This window comes from Streptomyces sp. NPDC054849 (assembly GCF_053610945.1).
On record NZ_JBSGZI010000003.1, the window covers coordinates 72,217 to 93,343 of the forward strand.

General features: G+C 73.6%; 19 protein-coding genes. 7 read left to right on the forward strand and 12 right to left on the reverse strand.

All coding sequences use genetic code 11. The features are described from left to right. The first annotated feature begins 21 nt into the window (after positions 1-21). Together ACWGIF_RS02565 and ACWGIF_RS02570 are read left to right on the forward strand one after the other, a co-directional pair. The gene (locus tag ACWGIF_RS02565) at positions 22-429 is read left to right on the forward strand and encodes a DUF6325 family protein (protein WP_453489866.1); all 408 of its coding nucleotides are present in this window, start codon (positions 22-24) and stop codon (positions 427-429) included. Then, positions 429-914, forward strand: a complete 486-nt coding sequence (locus tag ACWGIF_RS02570) for an SHOCT domain-containing protein (protein WP_453489869.1) — start codon at positions 429-431, stop codon at positions 912-914. Before ACWGIF_RS02565 ends, ACWGIF_RS02570 begins: the two co-directional genes overlap by 1 nt. A gap of 173 nt (positions 915-1,087) precedes the next feature. On the opposite strand, the gene ACWGIF_RS02575 is transcribed toward ACWGIF_RS02570, so the two are convergent. Continuing rightward, entirely contained in the window at positions 1,088-1,852 is a 765-nt protein-coding gene (locus ACWGIF_RS02575; RefSeq protein ID WP_453489872.1) for a hypothetical protein, read from the reverse strand. 263 nt (positions 1,853-2,115) lie between these two features. Here ACWGIF_RS02575 and ACWGIF_RS02580 point away from each other — a divergent pair, with 263 nt between their 5' ends. Beyond that, positions 2,116-3,288: an NlpC/P60 family protein gene (locus tag ACWGIF_RS02580; protein WP_453489875.1), complete on the forward strand. Its 1,173-nt coding sequence runs from the start codon at positions 2,116-2,118 to the stop codon at positions 3,286-3,288. On the opposite strand, the gene ACWGIF_RS02585 is transcribed toward ACWGIF_RS02580, so the two are convergent. The 5 genes from ACWGIF_RS02585 to ACWGIF_RS02605 are packed head-to-tail and all read right to left on the reverse strand — an operon-like array spanning position 3,216 to position 8,944. After that, a complete protein-coding gene (locus tag ACWGIF_RS02585; RefSeq protein WP_453489878.1) occupies positions 3,216-4,499 on the reverse strand; it encodes a styrene monooxygenase/indole monooxygenase family protein in 1,284 nt (427 codons plus the stop codon). The genes ACWGIF_RS02580 and ACWGIF_RS02585 overlap by 73 nt on opposite strands. A 27-nt stretch (positions 4,500-4,526) precedes the next feature. After that, positions 4,527-5,156 (reverse strand): GTP-binding protein, encoded by a 630-nt coding sequence (locus ACWGIF_RS02590; protein ID WP_453489881.1) that lies wholly within the window; start codon positions 5,154-5,156, stop codon positions 4,527-4,529. After that, positions 5,137-5,526 carry a DUF742 domain-containing protein gene (locus ACWGIF_RS02595; RefSeq protein WP_453489884.1) on the reverse strand — a complete coding sequence of 130 codons (390 nt, stop codon included), beginning with the start codon at positions 5,524-5,526 and terminating at the stop codon, positions 5,137-5,139. Before ACWGIF_RS02595 ends, ACWGIF_RS02590 begins: the two co-directional genes overlap by 20 nt. Then, complete coding sequence (locus tag ACWGIF_RS02600) at positions 5,523-6,014, reverse strand: roadblock/LC7 domain-containing protein (RefSeq protein ID WP_453489887.1); 492 nt, start codon at positions 6,012-6,014, stop codon at positions 5,523-5,525. The genes ACWGIF_RS02595 and ACWGIF_RS02600 overlap by 4 nt, the downstream gene beginning before the upstream one ends. Further along, positions 6,011-8,944, reverse strand: coding sequence for a nitrate- and nitrite sensing domain-containing protein (locus ACWGIF_RS02605; protein WP_453489890.1), 2,934 nt, complete (start codon positions 8,942-8,944; stop codon positions 6,011-6,013). Before ACWGIF_RS02605 ends, ACWGIF_RS02600 begins: the two co-directional genes overlap by 4 nt. Before the next feature lie 408 nt (positions 8,945-9,352). Here ACWGIF_RS02605 and ACWGIF_RS02610 point away from each other — a divergent pair, with 408 nt between their 5' ends. Further along, positions 9,353-10,126 (forward strand): protein phosphatase 2C domain-containing protein, encoded by a 774-nt coding sequence (locus ACWGIF_RS02610; RefSeq protein ID WP_453489893.1) that lies wholly within the window; start codon positions 9,353-9,355, stop codon positions 10,124-10,126. A 163-nt stretch (positions 10,127-10,289) separates the two neighbouring features. Here ACWGIF_RS02610 and ACWGIF_RS02615 read toward each other — a convergent pair whose 3' ends face one another. The 5 genes from ACWGIF_RS02615 to ACWGIF_RS02635 all read right to left on the reverse strand — a co-directional run bounded on the left by ACWGIF_RS02615 (position 10,290) and on the right by ACWGIF_RS02635 (position 16,980). Beyond that, the gene (locus tag ACWGIF_RS02615) at positions 10,290-10,730 is read right to left on the reverse strand and encodes a MarR family winged helix-turn-helix transcriptional regulator (RefSeq protein ID WP_453489896.1); all 441 of its coding nucleotides are present in this window, start codon (positions 10,728-10,730) and stop codon (positions 10,290-10,292) included. Positions 10,731-10,859: 129 nt separating this feature from the next. Continuing rightward, entirely contained in the window at positions 10,860-13,262 is a 2,403-nt protein-coding gene (lon, locus tag ACWGIF_RS02620; protein WP_453489899.1) for an endopeptidase La, read from the reverse strand. A gap of 166 nt (positions 13,263-13,428) precedes the next feature. Next, complete coding sequence (locus ACWGIF_RS02625; RefSeq protein ID WP_453489902.1) at positions 13,429-14,196, reverse strand: DUF4097 family beta strand repeat-containing protein; 768 nt, start codon at positions 14,194-14,196, stop codon at positions 13,429-13,431. Positions 14,197-14,260: 64 nt separating this feature from the next. Continuing rightward, the gene (locus tag ACWGIF_RS02630; protein ID WP_453490106.1) at positions 14,261-15,181 is read right to left on the reverse strand and encodes a sulfurtransferase; all 921 of its coding nucleotides are present in this window, start codon (positions 15,179-15,181) and stop codon (positions 14,261-14,263) included. Between the two features lie 413 nt (positions 15,182-15,594). Continuing rightward, entirely contained in the window at positions 15,595-16,980 is a 1,386-nt protein-coding gene (locus ACWGIF_RS02635) for a glycosyltransferase family 39 protein (protein ID WP_453489905.1), read from the reverse strand. 36 nt (positions 16,981-17,016) lie between these two features. Between ACWGIF_RS02635 and ACWGIF_RS02640 the strand changes: the two genes are divergently transcribed. Further along, positions 17,017-17,595: a hypothetical protein gene (locus ACWGIF_RS02640; RefSeq protein WP_453489908.1), complete on the forward strand. Its 579-nt coding sequence runs from the start codon at positions 17,017-17,019 to the stop codon at positions 17,593-17,595. A 26-nt stretch (positions 17,596-17,621) separates the two neighbouring features. Here ACWGIF_RS02640 and ACWGIF_RS02645 read toward each other — a convergent pair whose 3' ends face one another. Further along, positions 17,622-18,287: a TetR family transcriptional regulator gene (locus ACWGIF_RS02645; RefSeq protein ID WP_453489910.1), complete on the reverse strand. Its 666-nt coding sequence runs from the start codon at positions 18,285-18,287 to the stop codon at positions 17,622-17,624. 142 nt (positions 18,288-18,429) lie between these two features. Here ACWGIF_RS02645 and ACWGIF_RS02650 point away from each other — a divergent pair, with 142 nt between their 5' ends. Both ACWGIF_RS02650 and ACWGIF_RS02655 read left to right on the forward strand, forming a co-directional pair. After that, positions 18,430-20,214, forward strand: a complete 1,785-nt coding sequence (locus ACWGIF_RS02650; RefSeq protein WP_453489913.1) for a glycoside hydrolase family 3 protein — start codon at positions 18,430-18,432, stop codon at positions 20,212-20,214. Between the two features lie 166 nt (positions 20,215-20,380). Next, positions 20,381-21,121 (forward strand): response regulator transcription factor, encoded by a 741-nt coding sequence (locus tag ACWGIF_RS02655; protein WP_453489916.1) that lies wholly within the window; start codon positions 20,381-20,383, stop codon positions 21,119-21,121. Positions 21,122-21,127: the final 6 nt, after the last annotated feature.

Sequence of the window (21,127 nt, forward strand, 5' to 3'; positions counted from 1 at the left end):
GGAAGTGAGGAGCCGAGGCGCATGGGGCCTGTGGAATTCATCGTCCTCGCCTTCCCGGAGGAGCAGCTGCGGGTCCCGGCGGTCGAAGCCGTGATGGGGCTGCGCAAGACCGGGGTGGTCCGGCTGATCGACGGACTCGTGGCGACGAGGACGGCGTCGGGGGACGTACTGGCGGCCGAGTTCGACGAGTTCGTGGAACTGCAGGGCCTGCTGACGGGGCGGGACGTGGCACGGCTGATCGGGCCGGAGGACGTGGAGGAGGCGGCGGGCCTGCTGGAGCGCGGGAGCTGCGCGCTGCTGCTGGTGGTCGAGCACGTGTGGGCCGAGGACGCGGCGATCGCCGTACGGGCGGCGGGCGGGCGGATCGTGGGCTCGGTCCGCATCCCGCAGGACCGGGTCCCGGCGGACCCCCGGGCAGGGGTGGCCTGATGTTCATCCGACCGGTGGGAGCGACGGTCCGCGCGGCCGACCGCCCGGCGGGACACCCTTTGCTACGGGGCCTGCTGGCGCGGGCGGCCGGGGCGATGGAGGCCACGGCAGGCGCGGTCGGCCCGGACGGACCACCGCGGCGGGGCCTGCTGGCGCGGGCGGTACAGGCCGCGGGCGGACCGGCCGTGGCGCCGACCTGGACCTGGCCTGAGGGGGAACCCGCGGAACCGGAGCCGGAGCTGGAATCAGAGCTGGAAGCGGAATCAGAACGGGAGCCGCTGGAGCCTGCCGAGCAGGAGCCGGTGGTGGACGAGGCTCTCGCCCAGGCGCGCGCCGGCACCCGCCCGGAGGACGTCCCCACCAGCGGGCCGACGCCCTCGGCCGGCCTGGTGGCGGAGCTCACCCAACTGGCCGACCTGACCCGCGAGGGCCTGCTGACCCCGGAGGAGTTCACGGCGGCCAAGGCCCGCCTGCTGCGCGGCTGACGACGGCCGCCATGGAGCAGGCTCCGCATGGAGAGGGCGAGCGCGACGGCACAGCAGGGCGGCGAAGCCTCGGTGCCACACCGGCCGACCGGAACGGCGGCGGCCGGGGGTGAGGAGGACGAAGGCCACGACCGGCCCGGCACTCGGCGGGGGGCCCGGTCAGGGGCTTCTGGTCAGCCGGTGGGTGCGGCGAAGGTCTCGACGGGGCCGAATTCGCTGAAGGTGGCCTTGTTGACGCCCTTCATGCCGTGCACATCCATGCGCTGCTCGAAGCGGATGGTGCGGCCCTGGCCGTCGATCCACTGGTCGATTTCGAAGCCGGTGACACCCTTGGCCTTCATCGAACGGTGCGTGCGCGCATCGACGGAGGCCACCTGGTCGATGTCGAGGTGCCCCGCGAGGTGGTAGGCGGGGATCCCGCCCTGGTCCTCCATGCCCTTGCGTGCAGCGGGTCCCGCGGCGATCAGCAGCTTGGCGTACCCCGCGTAGTTCGCCTCGTTGTCCGCGGAGCGCGGCATCTTCATCCACCCGCTGCCCTCCTTGGCGCGGTTGCGGATGTAGTGGGCGTCGGCCGTCGTGACGCCCTCCACCCACATGGCCTGGGCGGCCGGGACGGCGTCCGTGGAACGGATCTCCATCCGACCGGTGAACTGCGTGTTGACGTTGGACCGGGCGGTCGTGATCGACACCTCCCGGCCGGCGATCTCGGTAGTGATCTTCATGGAAGCCGCGTAGGGCGTCTTCTCGGCCTCGGCGAGGGCCTTCTCGGGGTCGAACGCCCCGGTGACGGGCGCGGCCGAAGGGGAAGCGGGCACCGCCGGGGCGGCCGGGGCGGCCGCACCACTCGGGGCGTCCTTGCAGCCCGACAGCGCGGCGAGGGCGACCGCTACGGCGGCGACGGCGAGAACGGTGTTGCGGCGCGGGGCAAAAGTGATCATCGCTGGCCAGCATCACACAGGACACCCCCGCACCCGAACGCGTTTTCGCCCGTCGGCACCGCCCGCAGCCACCTGCGCCCGCCGTACGGGCCATGCGCCTCGCCGGCACCCTGGACGGCCAGGCCATGACCCCGCGAAGCCCCGCCGAGCCCCGCCAAGCCCCCAAAGACCCCGCCAAGCGGGTGAGCGTGGCGACCGGCCGACTCCGTTGGGCGATTTGTCATATCGGGCGTGGCAGCATCGGGCGCCTCGGAGGTGATCCCATGTCACATCGGCTGCTTCGTGCCGCCTGCATCGCCGCGGTGCTCGTCACCGCCGGCCCGGTTCCCGCCGCCGACGCCGAACCGGCTGCGTCCGGCGAGTCCGTCGGCGTACTCCTCACCCGCCTGCAAGGGCTCTACCAGAAGGCCGAGGAGGCCAGCGAGGCGTACAACGCCACCGAGGTGGCCCTCAAGGCAGGGCAGGACGAGGAGCGGATCCGCACCGCCGACCTCGGCAGGGCCCGTACCGCGCTCGACTCCGAGAGGGCCGCCGCCGGACGGCTGGCCCGGGAGCAGTACCAGAGCACGCAGGGCATCTCCCCCTACGCCCGGATGCTGCTCGCCGGAAACCCCCAGGCCGCCCTGGAGCAGCGCCGGCTCGTCGCCCGCGAGGGCGCTCGGCGGGCCGCCGTACTGCACCGGCTGGCGCGCGGTGAGAAGAAGGCCGACGCGCTCGCCTCCCGGGCCCGCAAGGCCCTGGACTCCCGGCAGGAGCTGGCCGCGCGGCAGAAGCTCCACAAGGAGCAGGTTGCGGCGCAGCTCAAGGAGGTCGAGCGGGTGCTCGCCTCGCTGACCCCGGAGCAGCTCGCCCGGCTCGACGCGAAGGAGGCCGAGACCACCGCCGCGGCGCAGCGGGACCTGGTGGACTCCGGCCGGCTGCCCGCCCGCACCGGCACTCCCACGGCGGCCGGCGGCGCGGCCCTCACCTATGCGGCGGCCCAGATCGGCAAGCCGTACGTCTGGGGCGCCGAGGGCCCGGGATCCTTCGACTGCTCCGGCCTCACCTCGCAGGCCTGGGCGCACGCCGGGCGCGCCATCCCGCGGACCAGCCAGGAGCAGTGGGCCCGACTGCCGAAGGTGCCGCTGGACCGGTTGCGGCCGGGGGACCTGGTGGTCTACTTCCCCAAGGCCACGCACGTGGGCCTGTACGTCGGCGACGGCAAGGTGATCCAGGCGCCGCGCCCGGGGGCGAAGGTCAAGGTCTCGCCGATCGCGGCGAACCCGCTGCTCGGCGCCGTGCGCCCGGACCCGGACGGCGCCCCGCTCGGGGAGTTCACCCCTCCGCCCCTGCCCGAGGCGGCGGCGGAGGGGGACGACACCGGCTACTCCGCGGAGGACGCGCCCGAAGAGGTGTCCGAGGAGGCGGCCACGGACGAGGACACCTCGGCCAGGTAGTCCGCCGCGTCCTGCGGGTCGTAGAAGTACGCGTCGAAGTCGGCCGGGTTGTCGAAGCCGTTGGCGAATCGGTTCGCCACCGGCTGGAGCTGCCCGGCCGCGCCGATCAGGTTCAGTACGTGCTCCGGCGGGACGCCCAGCATCGCGTTCGTCCACTGGGTCACCGGCTTGCCCGTGGTGAACCAGTACTTGTCGAAGGTCGCCTTCATCCACGCCTCGTCGAACGGGTTGTCCCCGTGCATCAGGATCGAGGAGAGGTACGAGGCCGCGCACTTGGCGGCGGAGTTCGAGCCCTGGCCCGTGATGGGGTCGTTGGCGACGACCACGTCGGCGACACCGAGCACGAGCCCCCCGCCCGGGAGGCGGCCGATGGGCTCGCGGACCACCGGCGCGTACCGGCCGGCGAGCGTACCGCCCGCGTCCGTCAGCTCCACCTTCGTCGCCCGGGCGTACTCCCAGGGCGTGAACGTCTCCATCAGCTCCAGCGTGAGCGCCAGGTGCTCCGCCGGGTCCTTGACCCCGTTGAAGACGTCCAGCGGACCGCCCGGGACGCCCTCCCAGAACAGGATGTCCGCCCGGCCCGAGGTGGTCAGGGTCGGCATCACGAACAGCTCGCCGACGCCCGGGACCAGGTTGCAGCGGACCGCTTCCGTCTCCGGGTGTTCCGGGCGCGGACCGAGCCCGTGCACGTAGGAGACCGCCAGCGCGCGCTGCGGGGCGTCGTACGGGGAACGCGCCGCGTCCCGCCCGAACATCGAGACCAGCTCGCCCTTGCCGGCGGCGACCAGCACCAGGTCGTACGTACGGGAGAAGTAGTCGAGGTCGGCGACGGACGCGCCGTGGATGACCAGCTGCCCGCCGCGCTGCGCGAAGGTGTCGAGCCAGCCGGCCATCTTCACCCGCTGGTCGACGGACTGCGCGTGGCCCTTGAGCCGGCCGAGCCAGTCGATGGCGCGGGTGGCGTCGGGGGCGGCGACCGAGACGCCGAGGCCCTCGATCTTCGGGACCTGCTGCTCCCAGAAGTTGATCTGGAGGTCCCGCTCGTGCTGGAGCGCCGAGTCGAACATGCACTGCGTGGACATGACCCGCCCGGTGCGGATCTCGTCCGCGGTCCGGTTGGACATGAGGGTGACCTCGTACCCCTTCGACTGGAGTCCGAGGGCGAGCTGGAGACCGGACTGACCGGCTCCTACGACAAGTATCTTGCGCATCTCTCACGTTCTCTATTCGGGGGTGCTCTACTCGGGCGTGGTGTCGAGGGCGTGGCCCACCAGGGCCAGCAGGGATTCGACCACCGTGTGACGGCGCCTCGCGTCCATGATCACGACGGGCACGTGGGGCGGAACGCTGAGCGCCTCGCGCACGTCCTCGGGCTCGTAGGACTGCGAGCCCTCGAAGTGGTTGACGGCGACGGCGTACGGGAGCCCGCAGCTCTCGAAGTAGTCGAGGGCCGGGAAGCAGTCGCGCAGCCTGCGGGTGTCGGCCAGGACGAGACCGCCGACGGCCCCGCGCACCAGGTCGTCCCACATGAACCAGAACCGCTCCTGGCCCGGGGTCCCGTACACGTAGAGGACGAGGTCCTCGTCGAGGGTGACGCGGCCGAAGTCCATGGCGACGGTGGTGGTGGTCTTGTCCGGGGTCCCGGACAGGTCGTCGGTGGAGACACTGGCCTGGGTCATCACCGCCTCGGTCCGCAGCGGGGTGATCTCGGAGACGGAGGACACGAACGTGGTCTTGCCGACGCCGAAGCCGCCCGCGACCAGCACCTTGACGGCGACGGGCGCGCGGGAGCGGTCGTACTGCCAAGGCTGGACCGGCTCGTCGTCCACGGCCGGGGAGACCGGCTGGTCAGAGACGGCGGAGGCCACTGAGCACCCTTTCCAGCAGCGCGCGTTCCGGACGTCCGGTGCCGTGGCCCGTGCCGTAAACGCGGATCCTGCCCTGGTCCGCCAGGTCGCTGACCAGGACGCGGACCACGCCGAGCGGCAGCTTCAGCAGCGCGGCTATCTCGGCGATCGTGCGCATGCGGCGGCAGACCTCGACGATGGCGGGCATCTCGGGCATCCGGTCGGGCTTCTGCGGCTCCGAGGCCTTGGTCTCCAGGGCGGCGACGAAGGTCTCGACCTGCAGGACCTGGGTGAAGCGGGTGCGGCCGCCCGTCAGGGAGTACGGGCGGACGCGCGCGGGACGTCGATCGGCTCCGCGTATCGGGAGGCGGTCGGGCGCCGGTCTCCTCACGGGGTGTTCTCCATCGACTGGCGCAGCTCGCTGCGGACTTCGGGGGTAAGGACGTGGCCGGCGCGGCCGACGAACAGGGCCATGTGGTAGGCCACGACGCTCATGTCGCAGTCGGGCGTGGCGTGCACGCCCAGCAGTGAGCCGTCGCTGATGGCCATGACGAAGACGGAGCCGTGCTCCATCGCCACCATGGTCTGCTTGACGGCGCCGCTGTCCATGAGAGCGGCGGCGCCGGTGGTGAGGCTGCCGAGGCCGGAGACGATGGTGGCGAGGTCGGCGGACGCGCCGCGTGGTCCCTTGGCCCTGGGCGTGGTCTGCGGCTCGCCGGCGCCCGCGCCCGCTCCGGGGTCGGAGGACAGGAGCAGCAGTCCGTCCGAGGAGACGACGGCGACGGAGTTGACGCCGGGCACCTCCTCGACCAGGTCGGTCAGCAACCACTGCAGGTTGCGGGCCTGGGTGCTCAGTCCGTACGTACTGGGCGCGGTCATGTGCGTGCCTCCTGTGCGCTGTCCCCCTGGTCGGTCCTGGTCTGTTCCTGCCCCTGGCCCTGCCCGTGCCCGTGGTCCTGCGCGCGGTCCTGCGCGAGTTCGGCGGCGACGACGCGCCGCCCGTCCTGGGCCCCTTGGTAGAACCCGCCCAGACGACGCCTCAGCTCATCGGCGTCGACCCGGCGCGGCGGCGCGGGTGGTTCGTCGTCACCGGCGGGGCGCTGGGTGGCGACGGTGCGCGGGGTCCGCTTCGGCAGGCCCTTGTCGGTGACGGCTTCGGCACCCTCGGCGGGGTCGGTGGGGTGGCTGTCCTGGCGGGGGAGCCAGTGGCCCTCGGCCGGGGCGTGCCGGTGGGGTTCGGGTTCCGGATCGATGTCCTGTACGCCGGCGCCGTGCGCGGCAGCGGCCGCCGGGGCCTCCTCGGCGGGGGCCGGCACCGCGAAGGTGTCCGGATCCGCATCGGGGACGACCCGCGCGAGCATCTCCTCGGCCGGAGCCGACACCGGTTCCGCGGCCGTGGCCGTGGCCGTGACCGTGAAGATCTGCTCGGCCGGGGGCAGCGCCGCGCCGGTGGCGGGCGCCGTGTCCGGCAGGGCTGCCTCGCCCGGCTCGGGCTCGGGCTCGGGCTCCGCGACGGGGACGGTGAGGGCCTGTTCGGCCGGCGGCTCCGCTTCGCCGGCCGGGGCGGGGAGGATGGACACCTGCTCGTCCGACGAAGGGCCCGCCACGGCCGTGTCGGCGGGCGCGGCCCCGTCCGGCGTGGTGGCCGCGTCGTCCGCGACGGGCTCCGGCTCCGGGGCGGCGGCATGCGCGCCGCGTCGGCGGGCCGGGAGGGTGTTCTCGTTCGCCTCCGCTATCACGCCCGGCAGGTGCAGCGCGGGCGCGCCCGGCGTGGCCAGGGTGTGGACGGGCGAGACCGGCGGGGAGGCGGGCAGCAGCGTCGCCGGGACGACCACCAGTGCCTCGGTCCCGCCGTGCTGCGGGGCGCGCAGCTCGGCCGTGACGCCGTGCCGCGCCGCGAGGCGCCCGGCCACGTACAGTCCGAGGCCCAGTCCGTGCTCCTCCTCGGACTCCTCGTCGTACGCCTCGGGCGTGGACAGGCGGGAGTTCAGCGATTCCAGCCGCTCCCCGGTGATCCCGATGCCCTCGTCCACGACGGACAGCACCACGTCCCCCGAGTCCAGCAGCCAGCCGGACACCTTCACCTTCACGTCCGGCGGCGAGAACGTCGTCGCGTTCTCCAGCAGCTCGGCCAGCACGTGGGAGATGTCGTCGGCCGCGTGCCCCGCGACCTGGGTGTACGAGGGCAGCGCCGCGAGGTCGACGCGCTCGTAGCGCTCGATCTCGCTGACGGCGGCCCGCATCACGTCGACCAGCGGTACCGGCGTGCCCTGTCCGTGGCCGTGTTCCTGCCCGGCCAGGACCAGCAGGTTCTCGTTGTGGCGGCGCATCACGGTCGCCAGGTGGTCCAGCTTGAACAGGGTCGCGAGCCGGTCCGGGTCCTGCTCCTTGGACTCCAGCTCCTCGATCACGGCGAGCTGGCGCTCCACCAGCCCGAGGGTCCGCAGGGACAGCGAGACGGACGTCGTCGACATGACGCGGCGGTGCTCCTCCAGCCCCGCCCGCAGCTTCGACAGCTCCTCGTCCAGCACCTCACGGCTGGAGGACAGCGCCTCGTTGCGGCCGATGATCCGGCGCCGGTCCGCGTCCAGTCCTGCGATCCGGGTGTGCAGGGAGACCGTCTGGTCGCGCACCGCGTTCAGGTGGCGCACGACCTCGGCGAACTCGTCGTTGCGGCCCGTGAACCGCACCGGTTCCACCGAGCCCTCGGGCGTCGCCAGCCGCTCCGCGCCGCGGCGCAGGACCGACAGCGGCCGGGTCAGCGACCGCGCCACGGCGGTCGAGACGCCGACGGCTACCAGGAACAGCACGCCCAGCAGGGCGACCATGGTCTCCAGCCGGGTCACGTCGTCGTCGCGCAGGGAGGCGAGGGCGGAGGCCCGCTGGCCCGCGAGGGTGGACTCCACGGTCCGCATCCGGTCGATGCGGGCGGTGAGCGCCGTCCCGACGGCGGCGCCGTCGGTCCTGCGGTCGGCGGTGGTCAGGGTGGGCCGGTCGGTGAGCCGCTTGAGGTAGTCGTCGGCGGTCTTGACCTCGGGGCCGGTGACGGTGGTGGTCAGGGTCTGGCGCACGTCGGGCCGCGCGGCCCGCGCGAAGTCGTCCAAGGCGCCCAGTTCCCGTACGCGCGCCCGCTGGGCGGCGCCGGTGAGCTCGTCGACCACGGCCGAGTTGGGGAGCTGCTCGCCACGGGGGACGGCCAGCGCGGCGAGCAGCAGTCCACGGGTGGCCGAGGCCTGTTCCACGGCCTGGCCCAGCGGGGCCAGCGGGCGGGTGGTGGCCAGGGCGGCCTCGGCGCGGGGCGGGGTCAGCTCGGCGAGCCGGTCGCCCGGGGCGAGGAGTTCCGCGATGACGCCGGTGTAGGCCTGGTGGACGGCGAGGGCGCCGCCCTTGCCGTCGATGGCCTCGGTCCGGACGGGCGCGACGCGGGAGAGGGCCATGGCGAGGGGCTCGTCGACCTCGGCGGCGGCCTCGGCGATCTGCCGGTCGGTACGGAGGGTGCGCTCCTGGAGGCCGCCCTTGGCGGCGCCGGGACGGCCCTTGGCGGCGTACTCGACCACGGCGTCGCGCTCGTCTGCGAGGAGGTGCGCGAGGGTGAGCATCTGCCCGGTCCCCTCCGCGAGGGTGACCAGCCGCTGGGAGTCGTTCAGCTCCCTGGCGGCCGTGACGACGGCGGGGGCTCCGGCCGCGAGGACCGTGAGCCCTGCGACGGCGACGCCGACGACCAGCCGACTGCGCACGCGGACGCGGCGTCCTTCGGGGGCCGGGCCGTCGGCGGCGGTGCCGTTCTTCCGAGACCGCTTCTTCTGCACCGGTGCTCGCAATCCTGTACGTGTGCTTTTGCTCGTCTACTCGTGTGGCCGAGGTAACGGCCGGTCAACAAGTAAACGCTCCCTGCCCCCTCGTACCGCCTCAGACCTTTGCAGCGTGTTGGGGAGAGAGCCGCACATCGCCCACCCGGCCACTCGAACGAGTGAACATCACGGATGAGTTGGCGACCAACTCGGGGACCCGGTCCCAGAGGGCCTTCGTGGACAGGTGGTTGAAAGATCGATACGGGCTTTGGCAGGATGCCCGCCCACATCCCCGCCCCCGTCCCCTCCCTGCCGCCCGGGCCTTCCGGCCCGCGGTCGGACGGTCCGCGTACGGGCCCCGCCCGCCCCTCCCGCTTTGGTACGGACCTGAGCCGCGCCCCGCCCACCGCGCGGCAGAATGCCGGCATGCGCATCGACCTCGCCTCGGCCCCCGGCCACCAGGAACGCCCCAATGAGGACTGGGTGTCGGCCGCGATCCCCGCTGCGGGCGGCGGCGTCCTGGTCGTCCTGGACGGGGTCACGCCGCCGGGCGGCGAGGACGGGTGCATGCACGGAGTGCCGTGGTTCGCGGCGCGACTCGGCGGGCGATTGACCGAACTGTCCGGATCGCGGCGGGACATGCCGCTGGACCGGATTCTCGCCGCGTCCGTCCACGACACGGCCGAGGCCCATCGCGACACGTGTGACCTTTCTCACGCCCGTACGCCGCAGGCCACGGTCGTCGTGGTCCGCTGGGACGAGGCGTACGTGGAGCACCTCGTGCTCTCGGACTCCGTACTGCTCCTCCAGGCGCCCGGTGGCGAGGTGACCGCGGTGCTCGACGACCGGCTGGACCGGATCCCACGGGAGGTGCTGGGCTCGGTGACCGCGACGGACGCCCTGCGCAACGCGGAGGGAGGCTTCTTCACGGCGGCCGCGGACCCGGCGGTGGCGGCCCGGGCGGTGACCGGGCGCACCCCGCGGGGGCAGGTGCGGGCGGTGGCGGCGCTCACGGACGGGGCGAGCCGGTGGACGGACACGTTCGGGGAGGGCGACTGGGCCGAGTGCCTGGCGGTGCTGCGGAAGGAGGGCGCGGAGGGCCTGATCAGCCGCGTGCGCGCCGTCGAGTCCGACCCGGCCCGCCCGCCGGCCCGGCACAAGCGGCACGACGACGCGTCGGCGGTCTACGCCGAGCTGTAGGCGCGGCACGCCGCGCAGGGTCCGTGGGCGGGCCCCCGCGATCGGCCCCTGCGACCGGGCCTCCGTAGGAGGACCTGTGACCGGGCCTCCGTAGGCGAACCTCCCCGGAGCCGGCCTCCGCGCCGGGCCTCCGGTGGCAGGCTCCCGCCCGGTCGGCCGGTGCCTACTCCGCGCCCGTGTTCAACTGGTTCAGCAGCCGGGCCAGTTCCGCGACCTCGCCGCGGTCCCAGCCGGCGAGCTTGCGCATGTACTGCTCGCGCCGCGCTCCCCGTACCCGAAGGAACCGCTCACGGCCCTCCTCGGTGAGGCCGACCAGGAAGGCCCGGCCGTCTGCGGGGTCCGGCTCCCGGGCCACCAGGCCCAGGACCTCCAGGGCCCGCAGCTGCCGGCTCATGGTGGCCTTGCCCACCCCGAAGTAGGCGGCGAGTTCGGTGGCGCGCTGCCTCCCGGCCGCCTCCAGGCGTACGAGCAGCCCGTACGCGGCAGGCTCCAGCTCGGGGTGGAGCTCGCGGGCCATCTCGCCGGAGGAGGCGCGGGCCCGCCGGAGGAAGACGGACAGCTCCCGCTCCAGGGCAAGGAACTCCTGGTCTTCACTCCCGTGCACGTCCCGCTCCTTCGATGGTGTGTGGCACCTCGGTGGGTGAGGGACCAGTATTTCGCAGCGCGCACGCCGACGGCCCGGGACCCCACCGGAGCGGGGTGCCGGGCCGTGTGCAGTGCGGTTGGCGGGCCGTCATGCGGCCGCGGCGACCGCCACCTCCGCCCGCTCCAGGGCGAGCTCCAGGACCTGGCGCACGTCCGCCACCGGGTGCACGTCCAGGCCCTCCAGGACCTCCGCCGGGACGTCGTCCAGATCGGCCTCGTTGCGCTTGGGGATGATGACGGTGGTCAGTCCGGCCCGGTGCGCGGCGAGCAGCTTCTGCTTGACGCCGCCGATCGGCAGGACGCGCCCGGTCAGCGAGACCTCGCCGGTCATGGCCACGTCCGTGCGCACCTGCCGCCCGGAGAGCAGCGAGGCGAGCGCGGTCGTCATGGTGATGCCGGCGCTCGGGCCGTCCTTGGGCACGGCGCCCGCCGGGAAGTGGATGTGCACGCCCCGGTCCTTCAGGTCAGCGACCGGAAGCTCCAGTTCCGCACCGTGCGAGCGCAGGAAGCTCAGCGCGATCTGCGCCGACTCCTTCATGACGTCACCGAGCTGGCCGGTGAGGGTCAGGCCGGCCGCGCCCGTCTCCGGGTCGGCCAGCGAGGCCTCCACGAACAGCACGTCGCCGCCCGCGCCGGTCACCGCGAGGCCGGTCGCCACACCGGGGACCGCGGTGCGCCGCTCGGCCGGGTCCTGGGCGGACTCCGGCACGTGGTGCGGGCGCCCGATCAGCCCGCGCAGCTCGCCGGCGCCGATGTGGAACGGCAGCTCCCGCTCGCCCAGTTCGTGCTGCGAGGCCACCTTGCGCAGCAGTCGGGCGAGGGACCGCTCCAGGGTGCGCACGCCCGCCTCGCGGGTGTACTCCCCGGCCAGCTTGCGCAGGGCGTCCTCCTCCAGGACCACCTCCTCGGCGGCGAGCCCGGCCCGCTCCAGCTGACGCGGCAGCAGGTGGTCCCGTGCGATGACCACCTTCTCGTCCTCGGTGTACCCGTCGAGGCGGACCAGCTCCATCCGGTCGGCCAGCGCCTCCGGGATGGACTCCAGGACGTTGGCCGTGGCCAGGAACACCACGTCGCTGAGGTCGAGCTCCACTTCCAGGTAGTGGTCGCGGAAGGTGTGGTTCTGCGCCGGGTCCAGGACCTCCAGCAGGGCGGCCGCCGGGTCGCCGCGGTAGTCGGAGCCCACCTTGTCGATCTCGTCGAGGAGGACCACCGGGTTCATCGACCCGGCCTCCTTGACGGCCCGGACGATTCGGCCCGGCAGGGCGCCGACGTAGGTCCGGCGGTGTCCCCGCACCTCCGCCTCGTCCCGTACACCGCCGAGGGCGACCCGGACGAACTTACGGCCCATGGCGTGGGCCACGGACTCGCCGAGGGAGGTCTTGCCGACCCCGGGCGGCCCGACGAGTGCGAGCACGGCCCCGCCGCGGCGCCCGCCGACGACGCCCATGCCGCGCTCGCTGCGCCGCTTCCTGACGGCGAGGTACTCGGTGATGCGGTCCTTCACGTCGCTCAGCCCGGCGTGCTCGGCGTCCAGCACCGCCCGGGCCCCCTGGATGTCGTACCGGTCCTCGGTGCGCTCGTTCCAGGGCAGTTCCAGCACGGTGTCCAGCCAGGTCCGGATCCAGGAACCCTCCGGGCTCTGGTCGCTGGCCCGCTCCAGCTTCTCGACCTCCTTGAGCGCGGCCTCCCGCACCTTCTCGGGAAGGTCGGCGGCCTCGACGCGGGCCCGGTAGTCGTCGGACTCCTCGCCGTCCGCCTCCCCGTTCAGCTCGCGCAGTTCCTTGCGGACGGCCTCCAGCTGGCGGCGCAGCAGGAACTCCCGCTGCTGCTTCTCGACGCCGTCCTGGACGTCCTTGGCGATGGACTCGGCCACGTCCTGCTCGGCGAGGTGTTCGCTGAGTGCCTTGACCGCGAGCTTGAGGCGGGCGACGGGGTCGGCGGTCTCCAGCAGTTCGACCTTCTGAGCCACGGTCAGGAAGGGCGAGTACCCGGAGTTGTCGGCCAGCGCCGACACCCCTTCGATCTGCTGGACCCGGTCCACGACCTGCCAGGCGCCGCGCTTCTTGAGCCAGCTGGTCGCGAGCGCCTTGTACTCCTTGACGAGCTCGGTGACCGACCCGGGCAGGGGGTCGGGCACCTTCTCGGCGACGGTCTCGCCCTCGACCCAGAGCGCGGCGCCGGGCCCGGTGGTCCCGGCCCCGATGCGGACGCGGCCGACGCCGCGGATCAGCGCACCGGGATCCCCGTCGGAGAGCCGGCCCACCTGCTCGACCGTCCCGAGCACCCCGGTCCCGGCGTACTTGCCGTCGACCCGCGGCACGAGCAGCACCCGGGGCTTGCCTCCGCCGCCCGGGCCCGCCGCCTGCGCCGCCTCCACGGCCCCGCGCACCTCGGCGTCGGTCAGGTCCAGCGGAACGACCATTCCCGGCAGCACGACCTCGTCGTCAAGAGGCAGCACGGGCAGGGTGAGCGTTACGGACGTCGAAGCCATGATCTTCCCTCCGGCAGTGAAGTTGAGCTATGCCGACTCAATGCATGTGCGCCTCCCGATGTTCCCCTTGCACGTTCGCCCGGGGCGAACGGGCATCGCACCCCTGTCCGTACGCCGGTTCCACGCGCCGTCGGGCGCTACGCCGCCGCCGTTCCCGTGGCGCCCGTCACACGGCGGAGATGCGGATGTCGCCCGAGGAGGTCTTCACCGAGAGACCGGAGGAGGCGGCAAGGTCCGAGGCCGGGCCGACGTCTTTGGTGCCGGAACTCGTGGAGACGTCGATCCGGTAGGGGGCCGGGGGGACCTCCACCGTGACGTCGCCCGAGGAGGTCTCGGCCTTGACCGAAGACGGGACCTTCGTGAAGTCCAGACGGGCGTCGCCCGAGGCCGAACGGACGTCGGTGCTCGACCCGAACAGGGCGGTGGCGCTGACGTCGCCCGAGGAGGTACGGATCTTCAACGGGCCCGCGATGCGCTCGGCCCGGACCTCGCCGGAGTCGGCCTTCAACTCTGCGGCCGCCACACCCGTCACGGTGATGCGGCCGCTGCTGCTCTCCAGCTTGACCGTCGCGGAGGCCGGGACCTCCAGGCGGTAGTCGATGGAGCAGCTTCCGGAGCAGCCGTTCGAGAAGGTGAGCACGCCCGCGCTGACCTGCTGGCCCGGTGTGGGGACGGTGTCTGCGCGGTAATGGACGGTACGGCGGACCGTGACGCCGGGACCGGCGCCGGGGGTGACCTCGATCGAACCGGCCCTGGTGTCCGGGACCTCCACGGTGGTGACGGCCTCGGCGACCGTCGCGTCGGCGGTAGCGGTTTTCCGCGGACCGTCCATGACGGAGCCCTCGGTGAGGGAGCAACCGGTCAGGAGGAGTCCGGCCGCGAGGGCGGCGATCGCGTTGCCGGCGAGGCGGTGTGACGTGGCGTGAGTGGTCATGAACCGATTCTCGCGACGGATCGCCGCCCGGCCGATGAGGCCCGTACCCGGCCCCTCGGTGGGGTTAACCCCCTGTCGTCCGCGGGTCCGTGGTCACCGGGCGCAGCGCGGAGGGCATGCCCCACTCGCTCCAGGAGCCGTCGTACACGGCTGTCTCCCGGTATCCGGCGAGGTGCGCGCCGAGGGCCAGCACGCAGGCGGTCACGCCGGAGCCGCAGGTGAAGTAGAGACGCTCCCGGTCCCCGGTCAGCGCCTCGAAGGCCGCCCGGAGTTCACCGGCCGGGCGCATCAGGCCCTCGGGGGTCTGGAGGTCGGCGAACGGCAGGTTGACCGCGCCCGGCATGTGGCCGCCGCGCAGGCCGGGGCGGGGTTCGGGGGCGGTGCCGGCGAAACGTTCACGGGTGCGGGCGTCGATGACGGCCGCGGCCGGGTCGGTCAGGGCCGGCGCGACAATATCGCTGCCGACGAGCAGACCGGCGCGGGGCCGGGCGGTGAAGGAGCCGCGCGGGCCGCCGTAGGCCGGGCCGGTGGCCTCGACGGGCCGGTCGGCGGCCGTCCAGGCGGGCAGTCCGCCGTCGAGGACGGCGGCCCGGTCGAAGCCCATGGCACGCAGCATCCACCAGGCGCGGGCGCTGGAGTAGACGCCGGCGCCGTCGTACACGACGACGGTGTCCGAGTCGTCGACCCCCAGGGCCCGCATCGCCTCGGTGAACTCCGCGGCCCCGGGCATGGTGTGCGGGGCGGGCGCGTCGTGGTCGGACAGAGCCCCGTCGAGGTCGAAGGGGCGGGCGCCCGGGATGCGGCGACCTGCGCCGCGATGGGCGCCGACGGAGGCGTCGAACAGCACCAGCCCGGGCGCGCCGAGCCGCGCGGCCAGCCAGTCGACCCCGACGAGCGGCCCGGGGCTCCCGGCGGCGGCCCCTTGGCCGGGCACGGACCCGCCGGACGCCGGCTCGCGGGACGCGGAGTTCCGGGACGTGGGCATGGGCATACAGGCACCTCCTGAAGACCCGGCGTACCGCACCCGCCCGCTGGGTCGATCCGGCCCGCCGGCTGTACGACGCGGTCGCCCCATCCTCCAGCGCGGCCCCTGCAACCGCACAACCGCCCTGCCCCAAGCCACGCTTGCCCCTCCACCTCCACGACGCCGTCCAGCCCGCCGGCGCGTTCGGCGCCGGATCCAGGGCGGAGCCCGATCGAGCCGGCCGGGCTCGCGCACCGACGCAGCCGCCCAGGCGGATCTTTCAGCCCCGCCGGCGTTTGAGGCGCGGGGTCGGGGGCGGAGCCCCGGGAAGCGGCGCCGCACCCGACCGCCGGGCCCGGAACCCGCCCAGACCGAGCCGGCCGCCCGGGCGGGCGCACCCCCGCCCGGGCACCCCCCTCGCGGCACCGGCCAGGTCAGCCGCAGGCGCCCCGGCGGGCGTAGACCGCGATCCGGGCGCCGCGCGCCTCGGTCGTCGAGCACAGCTCGAAGCGGGCGCCGGCCAACTCCTCACGCTTGGCCGCCTCCCCCGGGTACGGGTCCAGCGGCTGGCCGGCCGGGTCCAGCAGGGCGATCACCCGGGGCGCGGCGAGCAGGGCCGCGCGGATCCGGTCCGGGGGCAGCTCGGTGCCCTGGAGGCTGTGCGAAGCCGCCGGCGTACGGTCCAGGGCCACGTCGCGCAGGCCCCCGTAGACGTCCGGCGAGGACAGCAGCCACTCACGCCGCCGCGAGGGCATGAACACCACCGCGTCCCCCGGCCGGGCCCGCTCCCGCACCGCGGCGGCCACCGCCAGGGCGTCGTCCTTGCGGCTCTCGGGCGTGCGGAGCCACACCGACCAGACGCCGAACGGCACGAGGAGGACGCCGGCCAGCAGCCACGGCCCCCACCCGCGGGCGGAGGCCAGCCGGGCTCCCGCCAGCAGGGCGAGTCCGGCCAGCGCGTAGAGCACGTACCGGTCGACGTACCACGGGTGCACCAGGGAGATCGTCATCAGCAGCCCGGGCGGCAGCAGGACCAGCGGAAGAGCCACCCGTACGAGGTCCTTCGCGGCGCCCCGCGCGAGCAGCAGGGCGGCGACGGCCACCACCCCGTACGCCGCCCAGTCCTGCCAGCTCGGACGCCCGAGCCAGCCGAGCTGCTGCTGCGCCTGCCGCGCGCTCACCACGGCCAGCGGCAGCAGCAGAACCAGCACGGCCGCAGCGCTCCGGCGCCAGCCGCGCGAGCGCCAGGCCGTGAAGGCGTGGGCGAGCAGGGCCAGCACGGCGAACTCGTGCAGCCAGCAGCCGAGCAGGAGCACCACCGCGTACGCCGCCCACCGCTCCCGCAGCATCAGGTACGTCGCCCACACCACCGCCGCCGCGACCAGGGCGTACGAGCGACCCTCCTGCGCGTACATCTGCACGGGCGGCAGGACGGCGTACACGCAGCCGGCGATCAGCGCTGCCCGCTCCCCCGAGAGCCGGTGGGCGACCGCGGCCACCCCGGCGGCCGCGAGGACGGTGGCGGCGACGGAAGGCAGCCGCAGTGCCCACAGGCCGCCGTCCCAGGCCTGGAACACCCCGTGCATGAGGAGGTAGTAGAGGCCGTGCACCGCGTCGACCCGGCCGAGCAGCTCCCCGATCCCGCCGAGCGGCCGGTGGGCCACCTGCCAGGTGACGGACTCGTCGCGCCACATGCTGCCGCCCCGCTCCAGGCCCCAGAGGCCGAGGAGCGCGGCGAGCAGCGGCGGGAGCAGGCGCCAGGCGGCGATCCGGCTGATGACGGCCTCCGGGTGCTGTCGGAACGGGTGTGCGGACTCCATACTCGGGGGTGGGCCCGAGTTCCCGCGGAGGTGGGTGTGCGCGCGTGGAGAGCGGTGACGGCGTCGCTGCTGAGTGCGATGGTGCTGGCGGGATGCGGGCCGTCCGCTTCGGCGGGTGGTGACGACGCTCCCCCGCGGGCTTCCACGGAGCCGAGTGGGAGCGCGTCCGGGAGCCCGGGCGCGACCGGGGGCGCGAGCCCCGATCCGACCCCGAGCGCGAGCCCCTCCGGCCCCGCTGCCACCACGAGCCCCTCCGCCGACAGGCTCCCCGCCCCCGCCGAGAACCTGGTCCGGGTCACCCAGAGCGGCGGCTTCGCCGGCCGGACCCACACGCTCGTCGTCAAGGGCGACGGTTCGTGGACCCGGCTGGACGCGAAGGCGAAGCCGGAGAGCACCGGCAAGATGTCGGAGCGGGAGCTCGCCGCCCTGCGCACCGCCCTCCGGGAGGCGGACTTCGCCCGTCTGCCCAGGATCTCGACGGGCGGGCCCACGATCTACGACGGGTTCTCCTACACCTTCGTGCACGGCGGCTACGAGGTGGTCGCCGACCAGGGATCTCTGCCGCCCGCCCTGCAGAAGGTGCTGGACGCACTGCCCGTGTTCGCGGCGGGCTAGGCCGTCTCTTTCGGATCTTGCCGGGCCTAGGAGGTGCCGACGGCCGGCAGGCCCGTCCCCCCGACCGAGATCTCCCGCAGCAGCCGGTCCAGGAACCCGCGCAGCCGGGCCGGCATGTCCACGCTCCCGGGCGCCAGCACCCACTGGATCTGCAGGCCGTCCATGACGGCGAGGATCTCCCGCCCCACGGCCTCGCAGTCGGTGTCCGGGCGCAGTTCGCCGCACGTGACGCCCGCCTCCAGCAGCCCGGTGGTGTAGCCGAGCACCCGGGCGTAGCGGTGCGTGAAGTACGTGTGTGCGGGGTGCCCCGGGTTGGCGGACTCGCCGACGAGGGTGTTGAACATCCGGACGATGCCCGGCCGCCGCTCGTTGTCCGCGGCGAGGGCGACGACCGTGGCGAAGTGGGCGGCGACCGACTCGGCGGGCTCGCTGAACAGTCGCTCGACGTCGTGCTGCTCGCTCTGGGCGAGCACCGACAGCAGCAGATCCTCCTTGCTGCGGAAGTGGTGCAGCAGCCCGCCCTGGGTGATCCCGCAGCCTGCCGCGATCCGGGCCAGCGAGGACGCGTGGAAGCCCCACTGGGCGAAGTGCTCGACCGCGGTGTCGAGGATCTTCTGTCGGCGGGCGTCCCCCACCGCATAAGTCCCCCGAGCCGGACCCCTCGACGCCGTGCGCCCCTTCTCCTGTGCCATGCGGACCACCCTAGACGCGACCGTTTCAGGCCACCGCGACCCAGTGACCCAGGTCACTTTTCAAAAACCTAGCAGGTACACGGTTTTCGCCTCTACCTTGGCTCTGCCGATCCGCCCGGTCACGTGGTCCAGGAGTCCCGCCATGAACGCAACGCCCGCATACAAGGACGCTTCGCTCCCCGTGGACCGGCGCGTGGAGGACCTGCTCTCCCGGATGACGCTGCAGGAGAAGGCCGGCCAGCTCTTCCACTCGATGCTGATGATGAACGCGGACGGCACCCCGGTCACCGAGACCGACGGCTCGATGCTCCCCTTCACCACGCCCGAGCTGATCGAGGACCGTCTCCTGTCCCATTTCAACCTGCTCGGCACGTACGGCGCCCGCGAGATGGCCCGCTGGCAGAACGCCGTCCAGGAGATGGCCGCGGCCACCCGACTCGGCATCCCGGTCACCCTCTCGACCGACCCCCGCCACACCTTCACCGACAACATCGGTGCCTCCTTCAACTCCGGCGCCTTCTCCGCCTGGCCGGAGGCCCTGGGGCTGGCCGCCATCGGCGACCCCGAGCTCGTCCACCGGTTCGCCGACACCGTCCGCCGCGAGTACCTCGCCGTCGGCTTCCGCGTCGCCCTGCACCCGCAGATCGACCTGGCCACCGAACCCCGCTGGGCCCGCCAGTCCGGCACGTTCGGATCCGACGCCCGGCTGACGGCCGAGCTCGTCGAGGCGTACGTACGCGGCCTGCAGGGCCCGGTACTCGGCCCCGGGTCGGTGTCCGCGATGGTCAAGCACTTCCCCGGCGGCGGCCCCCAGAAGGACGGCGAGGACCCGCATTTCGCGCACGGCAAGGAGCAGGTCTACCCGGGCGGCATGCGCGAGCACCACCTGGAGCCGTTCAAGGCGGCGATCGCCGCCGGGTGCGCGCAGATGATGCCGTACTACGGCCAGCCGATGGGCACGGACTGGGAGGAGGTCGGCTTCGGCTTCAACAGGGGTGTGGTCACCGGCCTGCTCCGCCAGGAGCTCGGCTTCGAGGGCATCGTCTGCACCGACTGGGGGCTGCTCAACGACGCGCGGATCTTCGGGGAGTTGCACCCGGCGCGCGCCTGGGGCCTGGAGCACCGGTCCGTGGCCGAGCGGGCGGCCCGCGCCCTGGAGGCCGGCTGCGACCAGTTCGGCGGCGAGCAGTGCCCCGAGGTGATCGTGGAGCTGGTCCGCTCGGGCCGCGTCACGGAGTCCCGGATCGACGAATCCGTACGCCGCCTGCTGCGCGAGAAGTTCACGCTCGGCCTGTTCGAGAACCCGTACGTGGACCCGGACGCGGCGGCCGAAACGGTGGGCCGGGCCGACTTCACGGCCCTGGGCGCCGCGGTCCAGCGCCGCTCGCTCACGGTCCTCACGAATCCGGAAGATTTCATTCCGCTCTCCGCGAAACCGAAGCTGTACGTGCGGAACGTGGACGAGACCGTGGCCGCCGCCTACGGCGAGGTCGTCGGCGACCCGGCCGAAGCGGACCTGGCCGTGCTGCGGCTGCGGACCCCGTACGAGCCGCGGGAGAACCTCTTCGAGTCCTACTTCCACTCGGGTTCACTGGCCTTCCCCGAACCGGAGCTGAGCGACGTCCTGGCGCTCCTGGACCGGGTCCCGACCCTGGTCTGCATCAACCTGGAACGGGCCGCCGTCATCCCGGAGATCGCCGAGCGCGCGGCGGCCCTGATCGCCGACTACGGGGCCTCGGACGCCGCCCTGCTGGACGTGGCCTTCGGCCACGCCACCCCCGAGGGCCGCCTCCCCTTCGAGCTCCCGCGCTCGATGGAGGCCGTCGCGGCCTCCCGTCCCGACGTACCGAACGACACCGTCGATCCGGTGTTCCCGCACGGCCACGGACTGGCCCTCCGCGGGGGTCCCATACGGCGAGGCACCTGACCGGTCTCGCTCGCCGGGTGCCGGTCCCGTGGGGGGTCCGGCACCCGGTACATCCCGTTCCATTTACTGATGTCCAGCACATATGCCATGTCCGTACCCCACGTAGCCGCAGGCCGACGCCTCCTCTACGCTGCACCCCAGTCAAGCGGGATCTTCAGGGGCGGACATGGAACAGACACACACCACCCACAACGGCGCCGCAGCGACACCCGGTGCCCAGCGGCGTGTGCTCGTCGTCGAGGACGACCACACCATCGCCGAGGCCATCGCGGCCCGCCTGCGCGCCGAAGGCTTCCAGGTGCAGACGGCCTCGGACGGCCCCGCCGCCGTCGCCGCGGCCGAGAGCTGGCTGCCCGAGCTGCTGGTCCTGGACATCATGCTGCCCGGCTTCGACGGGCTGGAGGTCTGCCGCCGGGTCCAGGCCCAGCGGCCGGTCCCGGTGCTGATGCTCACCGCACGGGACGACGAGACCGACCTACTGGTCGGTCTGGGCGTCGGCGCGGACGACTACATGACGAAGCCGTTCTCGATGCGCGAGCTGGCCGCGCGGGTGCACGTACTGCTGCGGCGCGTGGAGCGGGCGACGATCGCCGCGCACACCCCGCGCGGGGCCACCCTGCGCCTGGGCGATCTGGAGATCGACCACGCGCAGCGCCGGGTCCGGGTGCAGACCGAGGACGTGCACCTGACGCCGACCGAGTTCGATCTGCTGGTGTGCCTGGCCGGGACGCCGCGGGCCGTGCTCTCCCGGGAGCAGCTGCTGGCCGAGGTGTGGGACTGGGCCGACGCGTCCGGGACCCGTACGGTCGACAGCCACATCAAGGCCCTGCGGCGGAAGATCGGCGCGGAGCGGATCCGTACCGTCCACGGCGTCGGGTACGCCCTGGAGACGCCGGCCCAGGCATGAGCGGCC